We start from the raw sequence: 16,493 nt of genomic DNA on the forward strand, positions 1-16,493 counted from the left end.
TGCCCGCACGGAGGGAACCACCTGTCAATCTCTTCGAGCGCCCTGTCAGGCGACCCGGAGGATGCTCTTGCCCTGGGTGGAACCGTCGGCGAGCCGCTGTACGGCAATGGCCACGTCTGTCAGGTCGTATTCGGCGGTGATGTCCACGCGCACGTGACCATCGGCGACGAGGCCGAGTGCGCGGCTGGCGCTGTCGGCGAGTCGCTCCGGGTGGGTCTGGCTGAGCAGGTTGCTGTTGTAGGTCATGAGGGATTTGCCCTGCATGAGGAGGTCGTTGGTGTTGGCCAGGACGGGTTCGTAGGTGCTGAGGTTGCCGTACGCCGCCAGTCGGCCGTGGGCTGCGAGCTGCTCCACGCCGGCCTGACGGGTCGAGCCGCCGACCGGGTCGAGGATCACGTCGAACTTCTCGTCGCCTAGTGCGGCCGGGAACTCCCCGCGCAGCAAGACCTCGTCGTAGCCGAACTGGGCGGCGTAGTCGGCCCTGGCGGCGCTGCCGGCCACTCCGACGATCCGACCGGCTCCGGCCAGTCGGGCGAACTGGGCGGCCAGCGTGCCGACCGAGCCGGCGGCGGCGTGGACCAGCACGCTCTCGCCGGGCCGGACACGCGAGGTGGTGTTGATCAGGTCATAGGCGGTCGGTGCGCCCCAGCCAAGACCTGCGGCCGTCCGCAGCGGCATGTCGCCGATGCCCAGCGCGAGCACGGCGGGCGCCACGGCCACCTCGGCGCAGGCGCCCGCGGTGGTCAGCGCGGCGACGGGCTCACCGATACGGCCTGGGTCGATGCCCTCGCCGACCGCGACGATGTGCCCGGTCGCTTCGAAGCCGGGGACGAAGGGGCGCGGCACGGGGAAGTGGCCGTCCCGGACCATGGTGTCGCCCCACTGGATCCCGGCGTAGGCGACGCGGATCGCCACCTGACCGGGGCCCGGGGTGGGCTCGTCGAGTTCGGCGATGCCGTAGTGGTCCTCGGTGTCGAGAAGAACGGCCTTCATGATTACAGCCCCCTGTGTTGAGTCAGTATCCTTACAGTTATAGGACCGTAGGTGTATCAGGTTCCTGAGTCAACCCATGAACCTGTCAATGGAGTGGGAGTACATGGTGGAAGCCCCGGTCGAGGATGACCTCTGCACCCGGATCAGGCGGTCGGAGCAGGCGCTGATGGCGCATCACGAGGCGGTGTTGCGCGCCTACGGGCTGACCATGACGCAGTACACCGTGCTGCTGGTCCTCTCGCGCGAGGGCGGCATGTCCGGCTCTCAACTGGCCCGCTCCTGCGGGGTGACCCAGCAGAGCATGAGCAGCGTGCTGACCAACATGGAGACCAAGGAGCTCATCCGCCGCCAGACGTCCCCGGTGCACGCCAAGGTGCAGATCGCCACCCTCACCGATGAGGGCCGGGCTCTCCTGGACGGCGCCTTCCAGGAGGTGATCATCCTTGAGCGCGCACTCACCGATGCGTTCACGCCCTCCGAACACACCGCACTCTGCGAACTCCTGGAACGAGCTACCACGGTGCTGATCCAGCAGACGCGCCACGCGTCCGTCCCGCCCGTCGCCTGAGGCCGCGGGCGGAAGATCATTGCGGTAGGCGCAGCTCCGCCCACACATGCTTTCCGGGGGCGCCCGCGCGGGGTGCGACGCCCCATTGGTCGGCGAGCTGGGCGACGAGGTACAGGCCTCGTCCCGATTCTGCGTCGGTGGGTGGGGCGGTGAGTTCACCGGCTGAAGGACGTCGCTCGTTACGGGTGTCGGCGACCTCGATCCGGAGGGCGGTGGCGGTTGCGGTGAGGCGGAGGTGGAAGTCCCGGCCGGTGACGTGTCCGTGGCGCACGGCGTTCGCGGTGAGCTCGGCGGCGACGAGGGTGAGCGTCTCGTTGGGGGTGGAGTCGTACGGATAACCCCAGTCGTGGAGCCGGTGCGAGACGAGCCGGCGGGCGAGGCGGGCACCGCGCGGGGTGGAGGTGAACTGCATCGAGAACTCGTGGGCGGGGGCTGGCTGTTGCTGGGGTGCCACGTGAGGGGTAATTGCTCGGTTCATGAGGAAAACGCTGGCGGTGCGTGCGTAGCGTTGACCAGGAGGGACGCGCTGACGGGTACGGGGTGTACGCGTCCCGGTTAGGGATGTACGCGGGAGGTGCGGGGGCATGGGCGATCAGCCGCAGCCGGAGCACGAGTACGAGACGGGGTCGGGCATCCTGCACGTCTTCGGGCAGCAGTTGAAGCTGAGCCGGGTACGCGCGGGGCTGGAACGGCCGGAGTTCGGGTCGATGACCGGGTACTCGGCGTCGACGATCGCCTCGTTCGAGCAGGGACGTCGGATTCCGCCACCGATGTTCATCGACAAGGCGGACGAGGTACTGGACGCGGGCGGGTTACTGCGCGCGAGCAAGGAGGAGGTGGCGAGGGCGCAGTATCCGGCGTTCTTCCGGGACGCGGCGCGGTTGGAGGCGCAGGCGGTAGCACTGCATGTGTACGCGACCAAGGCCGTACCCGGGCTCTTGCAGACTGAGGACTACGCACGGGCCGTGTTCACAATGTGGCGGCCGCTGCTCAACGAGGACACCGTCGGTCAGCGGGTCGCCGCACGACTGGCCCGTCAGGAGACCTTCTCCCGCATGCCGATGCCCACAATCAGTTTCGTCATCGAGGAGTTCGTGCTGCGCCGCCCTCTGGGAGGACGTGCTGTGATGAGGGGGCAACTGGAGCAGATCCTGTTGCACGGACATCGTCGCAACGTCGAAATCCAGGTGATGCCGATCGAGCGCGAGGAGCATGCTGGACTCGAAGGCCCCTTCACCTTGATCGAGACGAGGGAAGGACAGAGGATCGCGTACGTGGAGGCGTACAAGGACAGCCGCCTCTACACGGATCGGCCGTCGGTCCGGGAGATCGAGGAGCAGTACGGGATCCTCCGGGCGCAGGCGCTCACTCCACGTGAATCGCTGGAACTCGTCGAGAAGTTGCTGGGAGAGGCATGAACGTCGAAGAGCCCGCACAGGCTGTGCCCGAGTCGGCCTGGTTCAAGAGCAGCTACAGCACGGGATCGGGCGGCGAGTGCGTTGAGGTCGCGGCCCGCACCGGCACCATCCACATCCGCGACTCGAAGGACAACGCGGGGCCGACCCTGCGCGTGGCTTCACGGGGCTGGGCGGCATTCGTGGAGTTCGCCGCGCAGGTCTAGCGGACCACGACCGTGCGCTGCGCCGAGAAGTCACCCCACTTCCCGTCGGGCAGCTTGGCCCGGAGCTTGACGCTGTAACGAGTGCCGGGCTTGTCCGTGACCATGAAGGTGTACGTCGCCTTCCCGGTCGGTGGCGCGGCACCCCAGACGATGGTGGTGGCCAACTTCCCGTTCAGGAACAGCTGATGCTCCTTGACCGGTCCGCCCGTCGGCGGCGGCGTCCAGCTCAGATCGACGTTCCCCTTGCGGGTGGTCGCCTTGAGATCGGTGGGGGCCGTGCTGGGCCCCTTCCCGGGTGCCGACGCGGTGGTGAGGTCCACGGCGTTGCTGTCCGGTGAGGATTTCTCGGCGGCGTCACGTGCCCGCACGGTGAAGGTGTAAACGGTGCCGGGCCGCAGGCCGGTGACACGGGCGGTGGTCTCGGTGCCGCTCACGCTGTGGATGCGCGAATCCTCCTGGTAGATGTCGTACGAGGTAACGCCGACGTCGTCCGCGGCGCGCGCCCAGGACAGAACGGCCTCGCGGCTCCCCTCGGCCCGGCCCCGCAGCTTCAGGGGCCGCGAGGGCGCCTGGTGGTCCTCCGGCGTGGGGGCCGGGGTGGTGACGGGCACGGCGGCGCTCGGCGTCGAGAGGTTGCCCGCCGCGTCCCGGGCCCGGACGGTGAAGCTGTAGGCGGTCTGCGGACTCAGCCGGTCGATGTCGACCATGTGCCTGGTGGCGGGCAGGGACTTGACCCTGGTGCCCTGCTGAAACACCTCGTATCCGATGACGGCCTTGTTGTCGGTGGCCTGCTCCCACATGACGTGCACGGAGGTGGCACTGCCTGCTTGAGCGGTCACGCGGGCGGGGGTCGAAGGGTTCTCGGTGTCCTTGTCCTCGCCTCCGCAGGCGGTCAGCAGGAGAGCGGCGGCACAGGCCAACGCGGGGATTGTGGGGGGACGTTGCACGGTCGGACCTCCGCAGAGGACGGCAATGGTCCAGACCTATATGACACAGCCCGCGGCCCTGCGGCAAGACCTTCGCCATCCGGACGGACAGAACGGCCATGGCAACCTTCGCCGTACGGGCTGCGAGGCACGCGGGAGGGGAGGCCCGAACGCTCTGCGCGAGGTGCACTTCGTGCGACAGTAAGTCCCCTGAAGGCCGTTGTGCCCCGTCATGGCACGGCCTCCTGCCCGGCGTACCTTGCCTGAGCCTGATGGCATTCTTATGGCTTCTTGAAGAAGCCCTTCCCTGGGGCCTTTCGGCACACGAACCGGCTTACGCTCTCGTCAACCCCCCACCGTGATCCCGGTGGGCGCGGCTGCGTCTGCCGGGATCCCGCTTGCTCAGCCGTCTTCCATCCGAGGTGTTGCACGTATGGGTTCCCGAGGAATCGCTGGCTCGAACTCCCGTTCTCACGCGCGCCCCAAGGGCGGGCTGCGGGCACGCAGCGCCGCGCTGGCGCTGGGCGTGATCACCGTCACCGCGGGTGTCGGAGTGACCCTCGCCATGGGCGGCGGGGACGACGGCGGACCGGCAGGCCGGGTGGAGACGAACGCCGCCGGTGACCTCGCCGGGCCGGGCGATGACGATGTCGCGGCGGGCAGCGCGTCGCCGCTTGCCTCCCCTTCGGGGAGCGCGAAGGCGAGCGCATCGCCGAGCCCGTCCGCTTCCCTCTCCGCCGCCGCCAAGCCGAAGCGGACGGTGAGTCCGAAGGCCGCGCCGAAGCCCAGGGTCACGACGAAGAGCGGAAGCGGTACGGGTGGGTCCACCGGCGGTGGCGGATCCACCTCGTCCTCCGGCGGATCCGGGTCCGGGTCGGGGTCGGGGTCCTCGAGCGGTGCCGAGGCCCAGGTCCTCTCGCTCGTCAACAAGGAGCGCGCGTCGGCCGGTTGCTCGCCGCTCTCCTCGAACTCGAAGCTGACCGAGGCCGCGGACGACTACAGCGATGTCATGGCCCGCAGCGGCGTGATGTCCCACACCGGGCCCGACGGGTCCACGATGACCAGCCGCGTCGAGGCCGCCGGGTATCAATGGTCCACGCTGGGCGAGAACATAGCCCGCGGGCAGTCCGACGCGGCCGCCGTCATGGACGCGTGGATGCACAGCCCCGGCCACCGCGCCAACATACTCAACTGCTCCTTCAAGGAGATAGGCATCGGCGTGCACTTCGGGGACGGCGGCCCCTGGTGGACACAGGACTTCGGCGCAAGCCGGTAGGACCCGCTACCGCGCCTCGCCCGCCAGCCCGAACGACACCCGCACCCGGGCCCCGCCCATCGGCGCGCCGCTGATCTCCAGCTCCCCGCCCGCCGCGCGGGCCGCACGCGCCACGATGTCCAGGCCGAGGCCCGTGGAGCCGCCGATGCTGACGCCCCGGGTGAGCGCGGCGTCCGGGTCGGCAACGCCGGGGCCCGCGTCCTCCACGGTCAGCACGACGTGCCGAACGGTGCGCTCCACCCGTACGGCGAAGGCGGTGCCCTGCGGAGTGTGCCGGAAGACGTTCCCGATCAGCGCGTCCACGACCGCGGCGAGGTCGTCCTCCGGGAACCGTACGGGCGTCGGGCGCGGCGTGAACGAGCGTTCGTACAGCCGGTCCTGCTGGGTGGCGAGGACCGACCAGAAGTCGAGCCGCATCGCCACCACCTCGGTCACCTCGCTCGGGCGTGCCGGAATCGTCCCGTTCGCCGGGCCGGCGGCCAGCGGGGTGCGGGCGGCGGTGATGATGGAGTCCAGTTCGCTCTCCAACTGCGCGACGGCCTCCGTGATCCGCCGGGCGCCCGGTGAACCGCCCAGCAGGTCCGCCTCCAGGTACAGCGCGGTCAGCGGGGTCCTGAGCCGGTGCGAGAGGTCCGCGACCATCTCACGCTCGATGGCCAGCAGCTCCACGACCCGGTCGGCCATGGTGTTGAACGCGGCGCCTGCCTCCTGCAACTCCGGCGGACCGTCCGGTTCCACCCGTATGTCGAGATCTCCCGATCCCAGGGCCAGCGAGGCACGCTTCAGGCTCCGGGAGGAGCGGACGACCCGGGCGCCCAGCCGGTCGGCGACCAGTACCGAGCCGCCCACGAGGCCGAGCGCGAGCAGCGACATGACGCCCCACGATTCCCACACGCCCCGGGTCAGGTCCCCGGCCGGTACATACGCCTCCACGACCGCCACCCGGTTCTGGGCGAGGACGACGGGCTGGAGATAGACCCATCCGTCGGCGGTGTCGAGCACCCGCGTCTCCCGTTTGCCCACCGCGCGCTCCAGCGCCTCCTTCGGCGCATGCAGCGTGCCGACGAGCCGGCCGTCCGGGAGCCGTACGGCGAGCTGGTCGTCCGAGCCGAGGCCCGAGACCGCCTGCTGCACATCGGCGGGTCGGGTGGTCAGGGCGAGTACCGGCGAGAGGGCGGCCGCGCGCTGTTCGGCGGCTGTGGTCACCCGGTCCCGGGCCTGTTCGCGTACGAGCAGGGCGAGCGGGATGAGAAAAGACAGCGCGACCATCAGCGTCGCGGCGAGGGAGATTCCGGCGAGGGCGCGTCTCATGAGGGCGAGGCGACCAGTTTGATCCCGATACCGCGCACGGTGTGCAGATAGCGCGGATCCGCGGCCTTTTCACCCAGCTTCCTGCGCAGTGCCGAGAGGTGGACGTCGACCGTCTGGTCCTCGAGGTACGGCTGCTGCCATACCTCGGCGAGTATGCGCTGGCGGGATATGACCTGGTCGGCGTTTTGCGCAAGATAGGCGAGCAGGTCGAACTCCCGCCGGGTCAGGGAGAGCTCGTCCCCGTCGAGATGCGCGGTCCGGGCGAGCGGGTCGATCCTGAGTCCTGCGACCTGCAGGACCGGCTGCCGGTCGCCGTCGTCCGTCGCCGGCCCGGACCGCCGCAGTACGGCGGCGAGCCGGGCGGCGAGCTGGCCGCCCGAGAAGGGCTTGACCATGTAGTCGTCGGCTCCGGCGTTGAGGAGCCTGATGATCTCCGTGTCGTCGTCGCGGGCCGTGGCGACCAGTACGGGTACGCGCGAGATGCCCCGGATCATCCGCAGCACGTCGAGACCGTCCAGGTCGGGCAGCCCGAGGTCGAGCACGACGATGTCGGGCGGGCCCTGGGTGATCTGCCGCAGCGCCTCGAAACCCTGGTGAGCGGTCTTCACCGCGTATCCGTGTCCGGTGAGGACATCGATCAGCGCGGCCCGGATGACTGGGTCGTCCTCGACGACAAGTACGGAGGCCATGAGCAGGCACGTTAGCGGGTCCGCCAAGATGGTGTCGTGCCCCGGTACCTGCGCTACGTGCTCATCTGGCTGTCCTGCACGACAGCCAGCGTGACGGCCGTCATGATCACGGTCCATTTCGTGGTGGGTTCGACCAGACCGACGGCGCCGGTCGCGAAGTCGGCGCCGACGGACTTCGCCGCCGCCTCGCCGCAGGCCTCGGTGACTGCGCGCCCCAGCGCGTCCCCGAGCCCCAAGCCCACCCCGAGCCCCTCCGCGCCCAGGCCGACGCCGCCCCGGAAGACCGACAGGCCCCGTACGGCGTCGCCAACCCCCGCGGCCCGCACGACTCCTCAGCCTCCCGAGGAGCCCTCCGGGGCGAACTCGGGCGGCGAGGGATGCGAACAGGGCGGTTCGGGTGTGCACACCATCTCGTCCCAGGGCGGGAAGGCCACCGTGCGCTACGGCAGCGGCGGGGTGTGCCTCATCTCGGCGGTGCCGAACCAGGGCTTCACGGCGAGCACCACACAGAGCGCGCCCGACACCCTGACGGTGACTTTCGAGGGTGACCGGCACCGCTCGGAGATCACGGCGACGACCGTGCCCTCGGACCGGGCCAGTGTGCGGGAGACGTCTTTCTGAGGGCGTCCTCACGTCGGATCGTGGCGGAAAATCCGACCTGGACCGCCACCGGGCCGAGCTCGGTCGTCGAGACCTTGGGCGATGAGTTTCGGCGACCGGGCCGGTCTGCCCCTGTATGGACAACACATCGCATATCCCGTCCCTCGACCTCCGCCCCGCCGCCCGAGCCGTGGCACAGCTGACCGCCGCCGTCGACGACGCACGGCTTGCCGACCCGACACCCTGCCCCAAGTACGCCGTACGCGAGCTGCTGGGCCATATCGTCGGGCTGGCCACCGCCTTCCGGGACGCCGCGCGGAAGGATCTCGGACCGTCGACGAACACCGACCCCAGTTCCGTACTGCCGGTCCTGCACGACGACTGGCGCACCGTGCTTCCCCAGCGGCTGGACGAGCTGGTGGAGTCCTGGGCCAGTCCCGAAGCGTGGGACGGCCATACCCAGGCGGGGGGCGTCACCCTCCCGGCAGCGATCGCCGGCCGCGTCGCCGTGAACGAGCTCGTGGTCCACGGCTGGGACCTGGCTCGCGCCACGGGGCAGGCGTACTCCCCCGATGACGCGAGCCTTCAGGTGGCGTACGAGCTGATGAAGCCGACGGGCGACGAGGAGAGCCGGGGCGGGTTGTTCGGCCCGGTCGTCGAGGTACCTGAGAGCGCGCCGCTGCTCGACCGGGTTGTGGCCGTCAACGGCCGGCGGCCGGACTGGAGGCCCGGGGCCTGACCAGGGGCCGCCCTGGCCTGCTCGCCTATTCGTTCGTCGGTGCGGATCATTTCGGGCTCCAGGTCGGCGGTCACCACTCGCAGGTCGCGCTCCGCAAGCGCGTCCGCCAGAACTCCGGCGAGCACGGCGACCGCCTCGTCCGCGGTCCCCGGTCAGACGCCACCGCATGCTCGTAGCCCCTGTCGCGCGAAGACAGTTGCGCCCTGCTGACAGCGCGTATCCGCCAACTGAGCTGAGTATGAAATCCCGTTGCACGACCTGTGCGAGTGGAGGTGCCGACGCCGGAGCGAGGTCGGATCTAATGCCTCGAGATGCGCGGAGGGTTGAGTGGTCACGGGTTCTGGCACCATGCTGAGGCCATGGACCTACTGCCCACTCCTGTCGCCCTGCCTCGCAGACTCGCAGGACGGCCCGAGTGGGCAGTTGTGGATGTGGAGACATCGGGACTGCGTCCTTGGCAACATCGGGTTTTATCCGTGGCGGTGCTGACGTTGAGTAGTTCAGGAGAGCTGCTCGAGGAGTTCTCCACCCTGCTCGACCCAGGCTGCGATCCTGGCCCGGTACATATCCACGGTCTCACTTCGAAGCGCCTGAGTGGGGCACCGGCCTTCGAGGAGGTCGCCGACCAGATCGGTGCGTTGCTCACGGGCCGGGTCATGGTGGCGCACAACGCGCAGTTCGACTACGACTTCTTGGCGCACGAGTTCGCACGAGCCCGCTCCTGGCTCCCGGTTTCGCAGCGCCTTTGCACGCTGGCCCTGAACCGTCGGGTGTCGCCGGCCACCGATGATCTGAAACTGGCCACCCTGGCAGCCCACTACGGGGTGCGGCAGCAGCAGGCGCACGACGCCCTGGACGATGCCCGTGTCCTGGCAGGGGTGCTGCGCGGTTCCCTGCTGGCCGCTGAAGGATTGGGTCTGGAACTGCCGCTGATGCCCTGCCCGCCGAAGCAGGGCTCGGGCTACCCGCCGCGCGTCCCCAAGACTCCGTGCGCCTACATGAACCCCGGACGGCTTCCCGCAGGAGGCCCGCTGATGCAGGGCATGAAGATCGCCTTCACAGGCGATACGCGGGTCTCCCGCGAGGAACTGGTGGCCCGTGCGGTCGCCGCAGGCCTCAACGTCGTCGGATCGGTCAGCCGGCACACGAGCGCGGTGGTGACCAACGAGCGAGACGGCGACACCGCCAAGACACGAGCTGCGCAGGAGAACGGCGTTCCGATGACTACGGAAACCGCCTTCATCGAGATGCTGGCCGACGTCCTGCCGGGTACCTCGCACAAGACTTCGCCAGTCCATGACCCGCAGGGAACCCCGTTTCCAGGGCCTCGCAGCTGCGCCCAGGGCGCTGCGGGGCCTTTCATCGGGCGGCGTTTCCTCGTACTCGGCGGTCAACACGATGACGCAGCCCTCATCCGCACACAGATCGCCGAGCTGGGCGGCTCTGTCGCCGTAAACCTCTCCACCAGCGTCACCGATGCCGTCGTGCTCCCCGGAGGGGAGAACGACCGTCGGATGCCCCGCATCACCGCACGGAACCTGCCCCTCCGCGACGCCTCATGGCTTCAGAGCCTTACCCCCGCCCCGGCCCCCGCCCTCGGCCAGTCGGCGGCGCCCCAGCCGCCAGAGATCGTGTCGGTGCTGCCGCGCGGTGGCGTCATCGACCTTCCCCACTCCAAGCCCCCGTCCCGTTGGAGTGTTGCCGCCAGCTGGGGACATCAGACCTCCTGCCAGATCGACGTTGTCGCCTTCATCGTCGACGAGGACGAACAGGTCTCCTATGACGAAGACTTCGTCTTCTATGGAGCCCCCGAGAGCCCTAACGGCACCGTTCGGCTCGCCACCGAAGGACCTTGCGAACAGGCCATTACCGTGGACCTGGCTGCGCTGCCGGACGCGGCCCGCAAGGTTGTCATTGCTGCTGCAATCGACGGCTCCGCGACCTTCGCAGATGTCGGGGCTATCGAGATCACCATTGCCCCCGGCACCAGTGAGAGGGCCGTGGCCGAGGCCACCCTGGACGCAGCCACTACCGAACGCAGCCTGGTCCTCGCCGAGCTCTACCGGCGAGGACCCATCTGGCGTGCGAGAGCGGTAGGCCAGGGATACGACTATGGGCTTGCCTCCCTGGCCCGTGGCTTCGGCGTCGACATCACGGACTGAGGGCAAGGTGCCCTGACAGCAAGGCCTGCAGTCCGCGGCGTGCTAGGGCGGGCAGGCACGGACAAGCGCACCCTGATCAAGCCGGCTGATGATCCCAGTCGTAGAACAAGCTGAACGCGCTCGGAGCTCAGCTGTGTTGTGCTTCGCGGAGGGCGTCGGCTTGGCGTTGCAGCAGGTGCTGGTCCAGCTTCGGGAGAAACACACGTTTCTTCACGGCCGAGAGTTGGCTGCCGACCATGCTGTCCGATACGACAGTAACGGTCGCCTCCCCCGAGCGGACAGTTGTGATCAAGGAATACGTGTCCGTCTTGAACCCGCCGACATCCGAGACCCAGTGCATCCGGAAACTCACCGAGGCATCGCCCACAGCTACGTGGTCCGCAACCCGCTCGCTGTCTACTCTCACTCGGTCGCCATATCGGTTCAGGAAGGACAGCGACGGACAGGCGTCGAGCGCCTTGTCCACGGAGGCAAGATAGGCACCGGCACCCCGGAGACGATAGCTGGAGAAGGTAAGGGTCTCGGTCGGCGGAGCGAACACCGAAGCGGATATATGGACCCAGGCACTGGCCACCGAGGTGGCAGGGACGCCAGAGCGAGCATCCTGGAGCGGCTGGCATGCCGCAGGTCGTACGCTCTGATCGGGAGTGCCACCGCCGGTCTTTGACTCAGGTGCGTTTTCGACGCTGTAGCCCGGCAGAGCCCCTTCTTTGGGAAGTGCCCCCGCCAACTCTGCAGCATTGAGCGGTCGCACGGTCGTCGGCGATACAGGAGCGGACGACGCCGACTCGGCAGCCGTGTTTTCCCCACCTGAAGCACAGCCCCCGACGAGAGAGAGCACAGCGCCGACGGCAGCGACAAGGAGGGATCGACTACACCGGTAGGACGACATAACACTCCCAGTACTCGAACAGCGAATCGCACGGAGTGTATTGGGTGATCGGTCGGAGCCTGTACCCGGCGAACTTTCACGGTCAGAGCACGAGGTACGCCTCGAAGTCCAATTCCGGCTGCTCCCCGCCGCCCGGATCAGCGGCGGCCCCTTCGCCCGTCGTCATCACACGCCCTTCCGGTGGTTACTCGGACAATCACTCCACCTCAATCTCGTCATTGAGACGATAAGGCTCGCCTTAGTCAGGGCATCGGATCCGCTTCAGCCCCTCAACTCAGCCCGGCGCTGCGAAGACTGCGAAGTCGACTCGCAGCAGGCAGTTGCGCGATGCAGGCGGCCGGCCTGCAGCCGCCGCCCCTGGCCGGCCCCGTCACCGCCCCGCCGCCGGGCGTGTACCGCGCCCTTATAGCGCCGACCACGTACCTACGCGGTACCGCTCTCCGCCGCGAAGCCTACGAAGGTGTCCCACGCGTGGGGCTGCACGGTGAGCATCGGAACTGTGGTGTCCTTGGAATCGCGTACGTGCACAACCCCAGGGCGGGCCGCGACCTCCACGCACTGACCGCCCTCACCGCTGCTGTAACTGCTCTTGGACCACGTCAGACCAGGCGCAGTTGACACAGACTCTTCGATGTTCATGTCTCTCCAAGCAACTTCTCGATGAGGGCGAGCGATTCGCGCGGGGTGAGTGCCTGGGCCCGGAGGAGACCGTACTGCTCTTCGAGCTCCCGGACAGTCCTCCGATCCGTGTAGAGACGGCTGTGCTTGTATGCCTCCACATAGGCGATCCTCCGCCCTTCCTTCGTCTCGATCAAGGTGAACGGCCCAGCAAGCCCAGCGTGCTCCTCGCGCTTGTTCGGCATCACCTGGATATCAACGCTTCTACGCTCGCCACAGAGCAGAAGCTGCTCAAGCTGTCCACGCATCACGCCCTCACCGCCCACGGGACGGGTAAGTACTGACTCCTCAATCGCGAAACTGATGGTGGGCAACGGCTTCCGTGCGAAGATGTCCTGCCGAGCCAGGCGAGCGATGACACGTTCATCGATCGTCTCTTCGCCCCCGATCAACGCTACGTACGACATACCCCAGTTCGGCCGAGATGCCGATAATTGCCCCCTACGCGCGACACCAGCACCACCCGCGCGCCCGCCCCAGCCCGACGCCTCCATGAGAGCTCCGCGCACAGGCAGGCGGTCAGGTGTCAGACCTCGGCCGTAGAGTCCTGCCCGTCCCGTACCGCAGACCCGCCGGAGCCACAGGTGACCCGCACCACCCCGCCACGCCCCCTCGACGTCGAGCAGCTCTTCCCGGAGGTGGGTCCGTTCCGCAAGGAGGCGATACGGCTCCACCCCCGCGCCGGCCAACCGACGTACCGGGACAGCTCGGTCGGCGGCCCGTTGCTATGGCCGGCCGACGAACCGTGGCCCATGTGCGGCGGGGACGACGACTTCGGAACCGTCCACGACGGGCCGACACCTCTCGTCCCCATCGTGCAGGTCCATCAGGCCGACGCCCCCGGCGTGCCCTTCCCGCCCGGCCGCGACCTGCTCCAGGTCCTCTGGTGCCCCTTCGACCACGGCGAGTTCTGCTACCCGCTCCCCCAGGTCCACTGGCGAAGCGCAGCTGCCGTCACCAGTGTGGGGCCCACCCCTCCCCCGCCCTCCGAAGCGCCCGAGCACTACGTGCCCAACCCCTGCGTCGTCCACCCGGAGCCGGTGACGGAGTACCCCAGTGGGGACCTGCCGCGCCACCTGCTCGACTTGCTCCGGGATCGGTTCACTCACGTGGAACAGGAAACGGGCTGGCTGTACCAGTACCACCTTGCCGACGCCCCGGGCATCAAGCTCGGCGGCTACCCGGGCTGGACGCAGGAACCCTGGTGGCCCGACTGCGAGGGATGCGGGCAGCGCATGGAACACCTGCTCACCGTGTCCAGTTGGGAGTACGACGGAGAGTCCTGGCGCACATGGCTGCCCTTGGAGGACCGGGCCGTCATCGACGGACAGGAATCGTTCCGCTCCGAGCAAGGTCTCGCCGCGCAGGAAGCGGCCGGGCTGATGCTGGGAGACGCGGGCGGCGTGTACATCTTCGAGTGCCGGTCGTGTCCCGACCGCCCCGTTGGCCACTGGTTCGACTGCTCCTGAAAGGGCAGGGCACGGACATACGCCGGAACTTCGGCAGACGGCCTCGGTGGATCACGGTGCCGCTGCGGTCCAAGCGCTGGCGCCGGTCAGCCAACTGAGCCTGGAGGGAGGACACCGCTGGTTCCGGGGAGAAGGGGCGGCCGGTCCTCGTCAAACGATCCGTGTGCCCGTCCCACTCACCCGCACCCGCTTGTCGCCCGCACGCAGTTCCACGGTCAGCACGCCCGGACGCCCCATGTCCTCGCCCTGGTGGAGGGTGATCACCACCGCCTCGGGGACCAGGCCGAGTTCGCGGGCGTACGCGCCGAACGCGCCTGCCGCCGCGCCCGTGGCCGGGTCCTCCACCACGCCGCCCACCGGGAACGGGTCGCGGACGTGGAAGACGCTCTCCGACTCCCGCCACACCAACTGCACCGTGGTCAGATCGAGGCGGTGCATCAGGGCTTCGAGGCGTTCGAAGTCGTACGCCAGATCCGCGAGCCGCTGACGGGTCGCGGCGGCGAGCACCAGATGCCGGGCGCCGGCGAAGGCGATGCGGGGCGGCAGCGCGGGATCCAGATCGGCGGCCGGCCAGTTGAGCGCGGCCAGCGCCTCGGCTAGGTCGGCCTCCCCGATGTCCTCGCTGTGCGGCTCGACCGTAGTGAGTGTGGCCCGCAGCGCCCCGCCCTCCTCGCTGACCGTCACCGGCACCGTCCCGGCCCGCGTCGCGAACACCAGGTCGCCGGTCCCGATGCGCTCGCCGAGGGCGATGGCGGTAGCGACAGTGGCGTGCCCGCAGAACGGCACCTCCGCCTTGGGGCTGAAGTACCGGATGGTGAAGGCCCGTCCGGGCTCCCCGCCGAGCCCCTCGGGCGGGGCGGACAGGAACGCGGACTCGCTGTACCCGAGGTCGGCGGCGATGGAGAGCATGTCGGCATCATCGAGCCCGGAAGCATCGAGGACGACCCCGGCGGGGTTGCCTCCCTCGGGGTCGCCGGAGAAGGCGGTGTAGCGCAGGACAGCGTGCTTCGTCGTCATGACCTGCGGAACCAGGGACCGAGGTGGATTGTTCCCGAACAAGGATCAGGGACGTGTGGTGTGTCGGCGTGGACCGCTGCTTCGACCTGCACGGCCGCTTCACTCCAGGCACCGGTCGGCTGCATTTCTGGTCCGTGCGCGAGGAGGGCGCCTTCCGGATCGCGCACATCAGGCGGAAACCGGGAGGTTGACGCGGACGGCAGAGTGGGGCAAGTCGGTGCTGACCTTCGCCGAGGCATGCCTCGCCCCCATCTACTACTTGGTGGTCGCCGGCGGTGGCGTCAGGCCCGGCTCGATGGTCGACCTGACGTAGATCCGGGTACTGCCCGGCTTGTATTCGTGCGCAAAGAGGTCGACGCAACGCTGGAGGTACCGGCCTTCAGGGGTGTTGAGGTCATCAGGGCAAAGGCTGACCTGGCGCAGCCCCTCGACGAAGGTCTCCGGCTCGGGCAGTTTGAGGTGGGCGAAGGCGGCCGCCGGGCGGTAGTCCTTCTTCTCGGGATGGAAGTTCCGGATCATCTTCGTACCCTTCCGAATCAGCCGGGACGTGTACGCGTCCGCCTCCTGGCTGCGAAGGGTGAACGAGAGCAACCCCGTGTCGTAGCGGCTGCCGGTCTTGTATCCGGCCCGCCGGTCCGCAGCCGCCTCCGGGATGCGGATGCCGATCTTCTCGCTCATCCAGGCAGGAGTGGCGCCGCTTTCCCAGCAGCAGTTCATCTCCTCGTCGGTCTGGTCCGACGACACTTCGTCGGCGAGGTACGCGAACCCTCCGACTGCCGCAGCAACGCAGGCGATTACCGCCAGCACCACGACACCCAGAACCTGCAGGCGGCGACGTGCAGTCCGCTCGCGGCAGGATTCACTACTGGGGCTGTTCATGGGTGGACCTCTACCGGCCTTCCTGCTGTTCGCGCCCGGGATCCGTACGCCCGCCCGCACGCCCCGGCTCGTCGGGCCCTTGTCCCAGTTGTAGCGGTCCCAGGCGTTGGCCTGGTAGTCGGGGCCGACCTTGGGCTCGCCGTTGGCATCCGGCACCACGGTGACCACGACATCTTCTGGCACGGCAGCCCCAGCCAGTTCCTGCCGCCGCGTCTGTCCCCTTGATTCGGGCACAGCGGTCCTTTCCGGCGCTGCTCGGCAGGCGGATTGGCGCCGTCGGCCGGATGCTGAAGACATGCCGCATCGACTCAGGGGAAGGACGCCCGCCCGCCACCGCGAGGCTGGAACGGTCGGGGTGCACATCGACCCCACTCTGGCCGGGGGCCTCGTTTACGAGGCGCTGAGCGCGATCTTCGCTCCTGCCCTGCCCGGGGCCGGTCGGATCGTCCCGGACGGCGGCCCGGTGGTGTCCACCAGGTCCTTCGACGTACGCCGGCAGCACCCTCTCAGCGAGCCGGTCCTGCTCAGCGAAGCCGTCCACGCGCTCGCCTTCGGCCGCCCGAAGGACATCAAGCGACTCGTTGCCGGCCTCCAGGCTCACTTCACAGTTGGCCACGGTGAGCAGGAGCACGAGCTGGTGATCGGCCCGAAGCAACGCGGCTGACGGCAGCGG

Annotated in this window: 19 protein-coding genes and 1 pseudogene; 9 read left to right on the forward strand and 11 right to left on the reverse strand. The window is 68.7% G+C overall.

The window, feature by feature from the left end; genetic code table 11:
- Window positions 1-45: 45 nt before the first annotated feature.
- The gene (locus OG729_RS07580; RefSeq protein ID WP_405805076.1) at window positions 46-993 is read right to left on the reverse strand and encodes a zinc-binding alcohol dehydrogenase family protein; all 948 of its coding nucleotides are present in this window, start codon (window positions 991-993) and stop codon (window positions 46-48) included.
- Window positions 994-1,069: 76 nt separating this feature from the next.
- Between OG729_RS07580 and OG729_RS07585 the strand changes: the two genes are divergently transcribed.
- Window positions 1,070-1,561, forward strand: a complete 492-nt coding sequence (locus tag OG729_RS07585; protein ID WP_405805077.1) for a MarR family winged helix-turn-helix transcriptional regulator — start codon at window positions 1,070-1,072, stop codon at window positions 1,559-1,561.
- 16 nt (window positions 1,562-1,577) lie between these two features.
- On the opposite strand, the gene OG729_RS07590 is transcribed toward OG729_RS07585, so the two are convergent.
- Window positions 1,578-2,039 carry an ATP-binding protein gene (locus OG729_RS07590; protein WP_405805078.1) on the reverse strand — a complete coding sequence of 154 codons (462 nt, stop codon included), beginning with the start codon at window positions 2,037-2,039 and terminating at the stop codon, window positions 1,578-1,580.
- A gap of 106 nt (window positions 2,040-2,145) precedes the next feature.
- Between OG729_RS07590 and OG729_RS07595 the strand changes: the two genes are divergently transcribed.
- Together OG729_RS07595 and OG729_RS07600 are read left to right on the forward strand one after the other, a co-directional pair.
- Window positions 2,146-2,979, forward strand: coding sequence for a helix-turn-helix domain-containing protein (locus tag OG729_RS07595; RefSeq protein WP_405805079.1), 834 nt, complete (start codon window positions 2,146-2,148; stop codon window positions 2,977-2,979).
- A complete protein-coding gene (locus OG729_RS07600) occupies window positions 2,976-3,182 on the forward strand; it encodes a DUF397 domain-containing protein (protein ID WP_405805080.1) in 207 nt (68 codons plus the stop codon). The genes OG729_RS07595 and OG729_RS07600 overlap by 4 nt, the downstream gene beginning before the upstream one ends.
- On the opposite strand, the gene OG729_RS07605 is transcribed toward OG729_RS07600, so the two are convergent.
- Complete coding sequence (locus tag OG729_RS07605; protein ID WP_405805081.1) at window positions 3,179-4,129, reverse strand: fibronectin type III domain-containing protein; 951 nt, start codon at window positions 4,127-4,129, stop codon at window positions 3,179-3,181. The genes OG729_RS07600 and OG729_RS07605 overlap by 4 nt on opposite strands.
- A gap of 412 nt (window positions 4,130-4,541) precedes the next feature.
- Here OG729_RS07605 and OG729_RS07610 point away from each other — a divergent pair, with 412 nt between their 5' ends.
- A complete protein-coding gene (locus OG729_RS07610; RefSeq protein WP_405805082.1) occupies window positions 4,542-5,384 on the forward strand; it encodes a CAP domain-containing protein in 843 nt (280 codons plus the stop codon).
- Between the two features lie 6 nt (window positions 5,385-5,390).
- Here the strand turns inward: OG729_RS07610 and OG729_RS07615 are convergent, their stop codons facing one another.
- The 3 genes from OG729_RS07615 to OG729_RS07625 are packed head-to-tail and all read right to left on the reverse strand — an operon-like array spanning window position 5,391 to window position 7,710.
- Entirely contained in the window at window positions 5,391-6,695 is a 1,305-nt protein-coding gene (locus tag OG729_RS07615) for an ATP-binding protein (RefSeq protein WP_405805083.1), read from the reverse strand.
- Window positions 6,692-7,384 (reverse strand): response regulator transcription factor, encoded by a 693-nt coding sequence (locus OG729_RS07620; protein WP_405805084.1) that lies wholly within the window; start codon window positions 7,382-7,384, stop codon window positions 6,692-6,694. The genes OG729_RS07615 and OG729_RS07620 overlap by 4 nt, the downstream gene beginning before the upstream one ends.
- A 53-nt stretch (window positions 7,385-7,437) precedes the next feature.
- Window positions 7,438-7,710: a hypothetical protein gene (locus OG729_RS07625; protein WP_405805085.1), complete on the reverse strand. Its 273-nt coding sequence runs from the start codon at window positions 7,708-7,710 to the stop codon at window positions 7,438-7,440.
- A gap of 73 nt (window positions 7,711-7,783) precedes the next feature.
- Here OG729_RS07625 and OG729_RS07630 point away from each other — a divergent pair, with 73 nt between their 5' ends.
- The 3 genes from OG729_RS07630 (at window position 7,784) to OG729_RS07640 (ending at window position 10,885) form a co-directional block, all read left to right on the forward strand.
- The gene (locus OG729_RS07630; RefSeq protein WP_360876586.1) at window positions 7,784-8,005 is read left to right on the forward strand and encodes a hypothetical protein; all 222 of its coding nucleotides are present in this window, start codon (window positions 7,784-7,786) and stop codon (window positions 8,003-8,005) included.
- Window positions 8,006-8,120: 115 nt separating this feature from the next.
- Window positions 8,121-8,723, forward strand: coding sequence for a TIGR03086 family metal-binding protein (locus OG729_RS07635; RefSeq protein ID WP_405805087.1), 603 nt, complete (start codon window positions 8,121-8,123; stop codon window positions 8,721-8,723).
- 359 nt (window positions 8,724-9,082) lie between these two features.
- Entirely contained in the window at window positions 9,083-10,885 is a 1,803-nt protein-coding gene (locus OG729_RS07640) for a DEDDh family exonuclease (protein WP_405805088.1), read from the forward strand.
- A gap of 127 nt (window positions 10,886-11,012) precedes the next feature.
- Here OG729_RS07640 and OG729_RS07645 read toward each other — a convergent pair whose 3' ends face one another.
- From OG729_RS07645 to OG729_RS07655, 3 genes and pseudogenes are all read right to left on the reverse strand, one after another.
- The gene (locus OG729_RS07645) at window positions 11,013-11,351 is read right to left on the reverse strand and encodes a hypothetical protein (RefSeq protein WP_405805089.1); all 339 of its coding nucleotides are present in this window, start codon (window positions 11,349-11,351) and stop codon (window positions 11,013-11,015) included.
- 849 nt (window positions 11,352-12,200) lie between these two features.
- Window positions 12,201-12,416: a DUF397 domain-containing protein gene (locus OG729_RS07650; RefSeq protein ID WP_405805091.1), complete on the reverse strand. Its 216-nt coding sequence runs from the start codon at window positions 12,414-12,416 to the stop codon at window positions 12,201-12,203.
- Window positions 12,413-12,835, reverse strand: a pseudogene (locus OG729_RS07655) (DUF5753 domain-containing protein); the annotation flags it as partial. The gene OG729_RS07650 and the pseudogene OG729_RS07655, both read right to left, overlap by 4 nt.
- Before the next feature lie 204 nt (window positions 12,836-13,039).
- On the opposite strand from OG729_RS07655, the gene OG729_RS07660 reads away from it, so the two are divergent.
- Entirely contained in the window at window positions 13,040-13,924 is an 885-nt protein-coding gene (locus tag OG729_RS07660; RefSeq protein WP_405805092.1) for a DUF1963 domain-containing protein, read from the forward strand.
- 150 nt (window positions 13,925-14,074) lie between these two features.
- Here the strand turns inward: OG729_RS07660 and OG729_RS07665 are convergent, their stop codons facing one another.
- Window positions 14,075-14,941, reverse strand: a complete 867-nt coding sequence (locus tag OG729_RS07665) for a PhzF family phenazine biosynthesis protein (protein WP_405805093.1) — start codon at window positions 14,939-14,941, stop codon at window positions 14,075-14,077.
- 255 nt (window positions 14,942-15,196) lie between these two features.
- Complete coding sequence (locus OG729_RS07670; RefSeq protein WP_405805094.1) at window positions 15,197-16,003, reverse strand: hypothetical protein; 807 nt, start codon at window positions 16,001-16,003, stop codon at window positions 15,197-15,199.
- A gap of 112 nt (window positions 16,004-16,115) precedes the next feature.
- On the opposite strand from OG729_RS07670, the gene OG729_RS07675 reads away from it, so the two are divergent.
- On the forward strand, window positions 16,116-16,484 hold the full coding sequence (locus OG729_RS07675) for a hypothetical protein (RefSeq protein WP_405805096.1): 369 nt from the start codon (window positions 16,116-16,118) through the stop codon (window positions 16,482-16,484).
- Window positions 16,485-16,493: the final 9 nt, after the last annotated feature.

It is taken from the genome of Streptomyces sp. NBC_00210 (assembly GCF_045160975.1).
Lineage (GTDB): Bacteria > Actinomycetota > Actinomycetes > Streptomycetales > Streptomycetaceae > Streptomyces.

What these genes read in the sequence shown, in the direction of transcription:
- OG729_RS07595 (WP_405805079.1), top strand. Translation starts at nt 2,146, where the DNA reads ATGGGCGATCAGCCGCAGCCGGAGCACGAGTACGAGACGGGGTCGGGC.
- OG729_RS07650 (WP_405805091.1), bottom strand. Translation starts at nt 12,416, where the DNA reads ATGAACATCGAAGAGTCTGTGTCAACTGCGCCTGGTCTGACGTGGTCC.
- OG729_RS07580 (WP_405805076.1), bottom strand. Translation starts at nt 993, where the DNA reads ATGAAGGCCGTTCTTCTCGACACCGAGGACCACTACGGCATCGCCGAA.
- OG729_RS07620 (WP_405805084.1), bottom strand. Translation starts at nt 7,384, where the DNA reads ATGGCCTCCGTACTTGTCGTCGAGGACGACCCAGTCATCCGGGCCGCG.
- OG729_RS07635 (WP_405805087.1), top strand. Translation starts at nt 8,121, where the DNA reads ATGGACAACACATCGCATATCCCGTCCCTCGACCTCCGCCCCGCCGCC.
- OG729_RS07640 (WP_405805088.1), top strand. Translation starts at nt 9,083, where the DNA reads ATGGACCTACTGCCCACTCCTGTCGCCCTGCCTCGCAGACTCGCAGGA.
- OG729_RS07600 (WP_405805080.1), top strand. Translation starts at nt 2,976, where the DNA reads ATGAACGTCGAAGAGCCCGCACAGGCTGTGCCCGAGTCGGCCTGGTTC.
- OG729_RS07665 (WP_405805093.1), bottom strand. Translation starts at nt 14,941, where the DNA reads ATGACGACGAAGCACGCTGTCCTGCGCTACACCGCCTTCTCCGGCGAC.
- OG729_RS07615 (WP_405805083.1), bottom strand. Translation starts at nt 6,695, where the DNA reads ATGAGACGCGCCCTCGCCGGAATCTCCCTCGCCGCGACGCTGATGGTC.
- OG729_RS07585 (WP_405805077.1), top strand. Translation starts at nt 1,070, where the DNA reads ATGAACCTGTCAATGGAGTGGGAGTACATGGTGGAAGCCCCGGTCGAG.
- OG729_RS07675 (WP_405805096.1), top strand. Translation starts at nt 16,116, where the DNA reads ATGCCGCATCGACTCAGGGGAAGGACGCCCGCCCGCCACCGCGAGGCT.
- OG729_RS07610 (WP_405805082.1), top strand. Translation starts at nt 4,542, where the DNA reads ATGGGTTCCCGAGGAATCGCTGGCTCGAACTCCCGTTCTCACGCGCGC.
- OG729_RS07590 (WP_405805078.1), bottom strand. Translation starts at nt 2,039, where the DNA reads ATGAACCGAGCAATTACCCCTCACGTGGCACCCCAGCAACAGCCAGCC.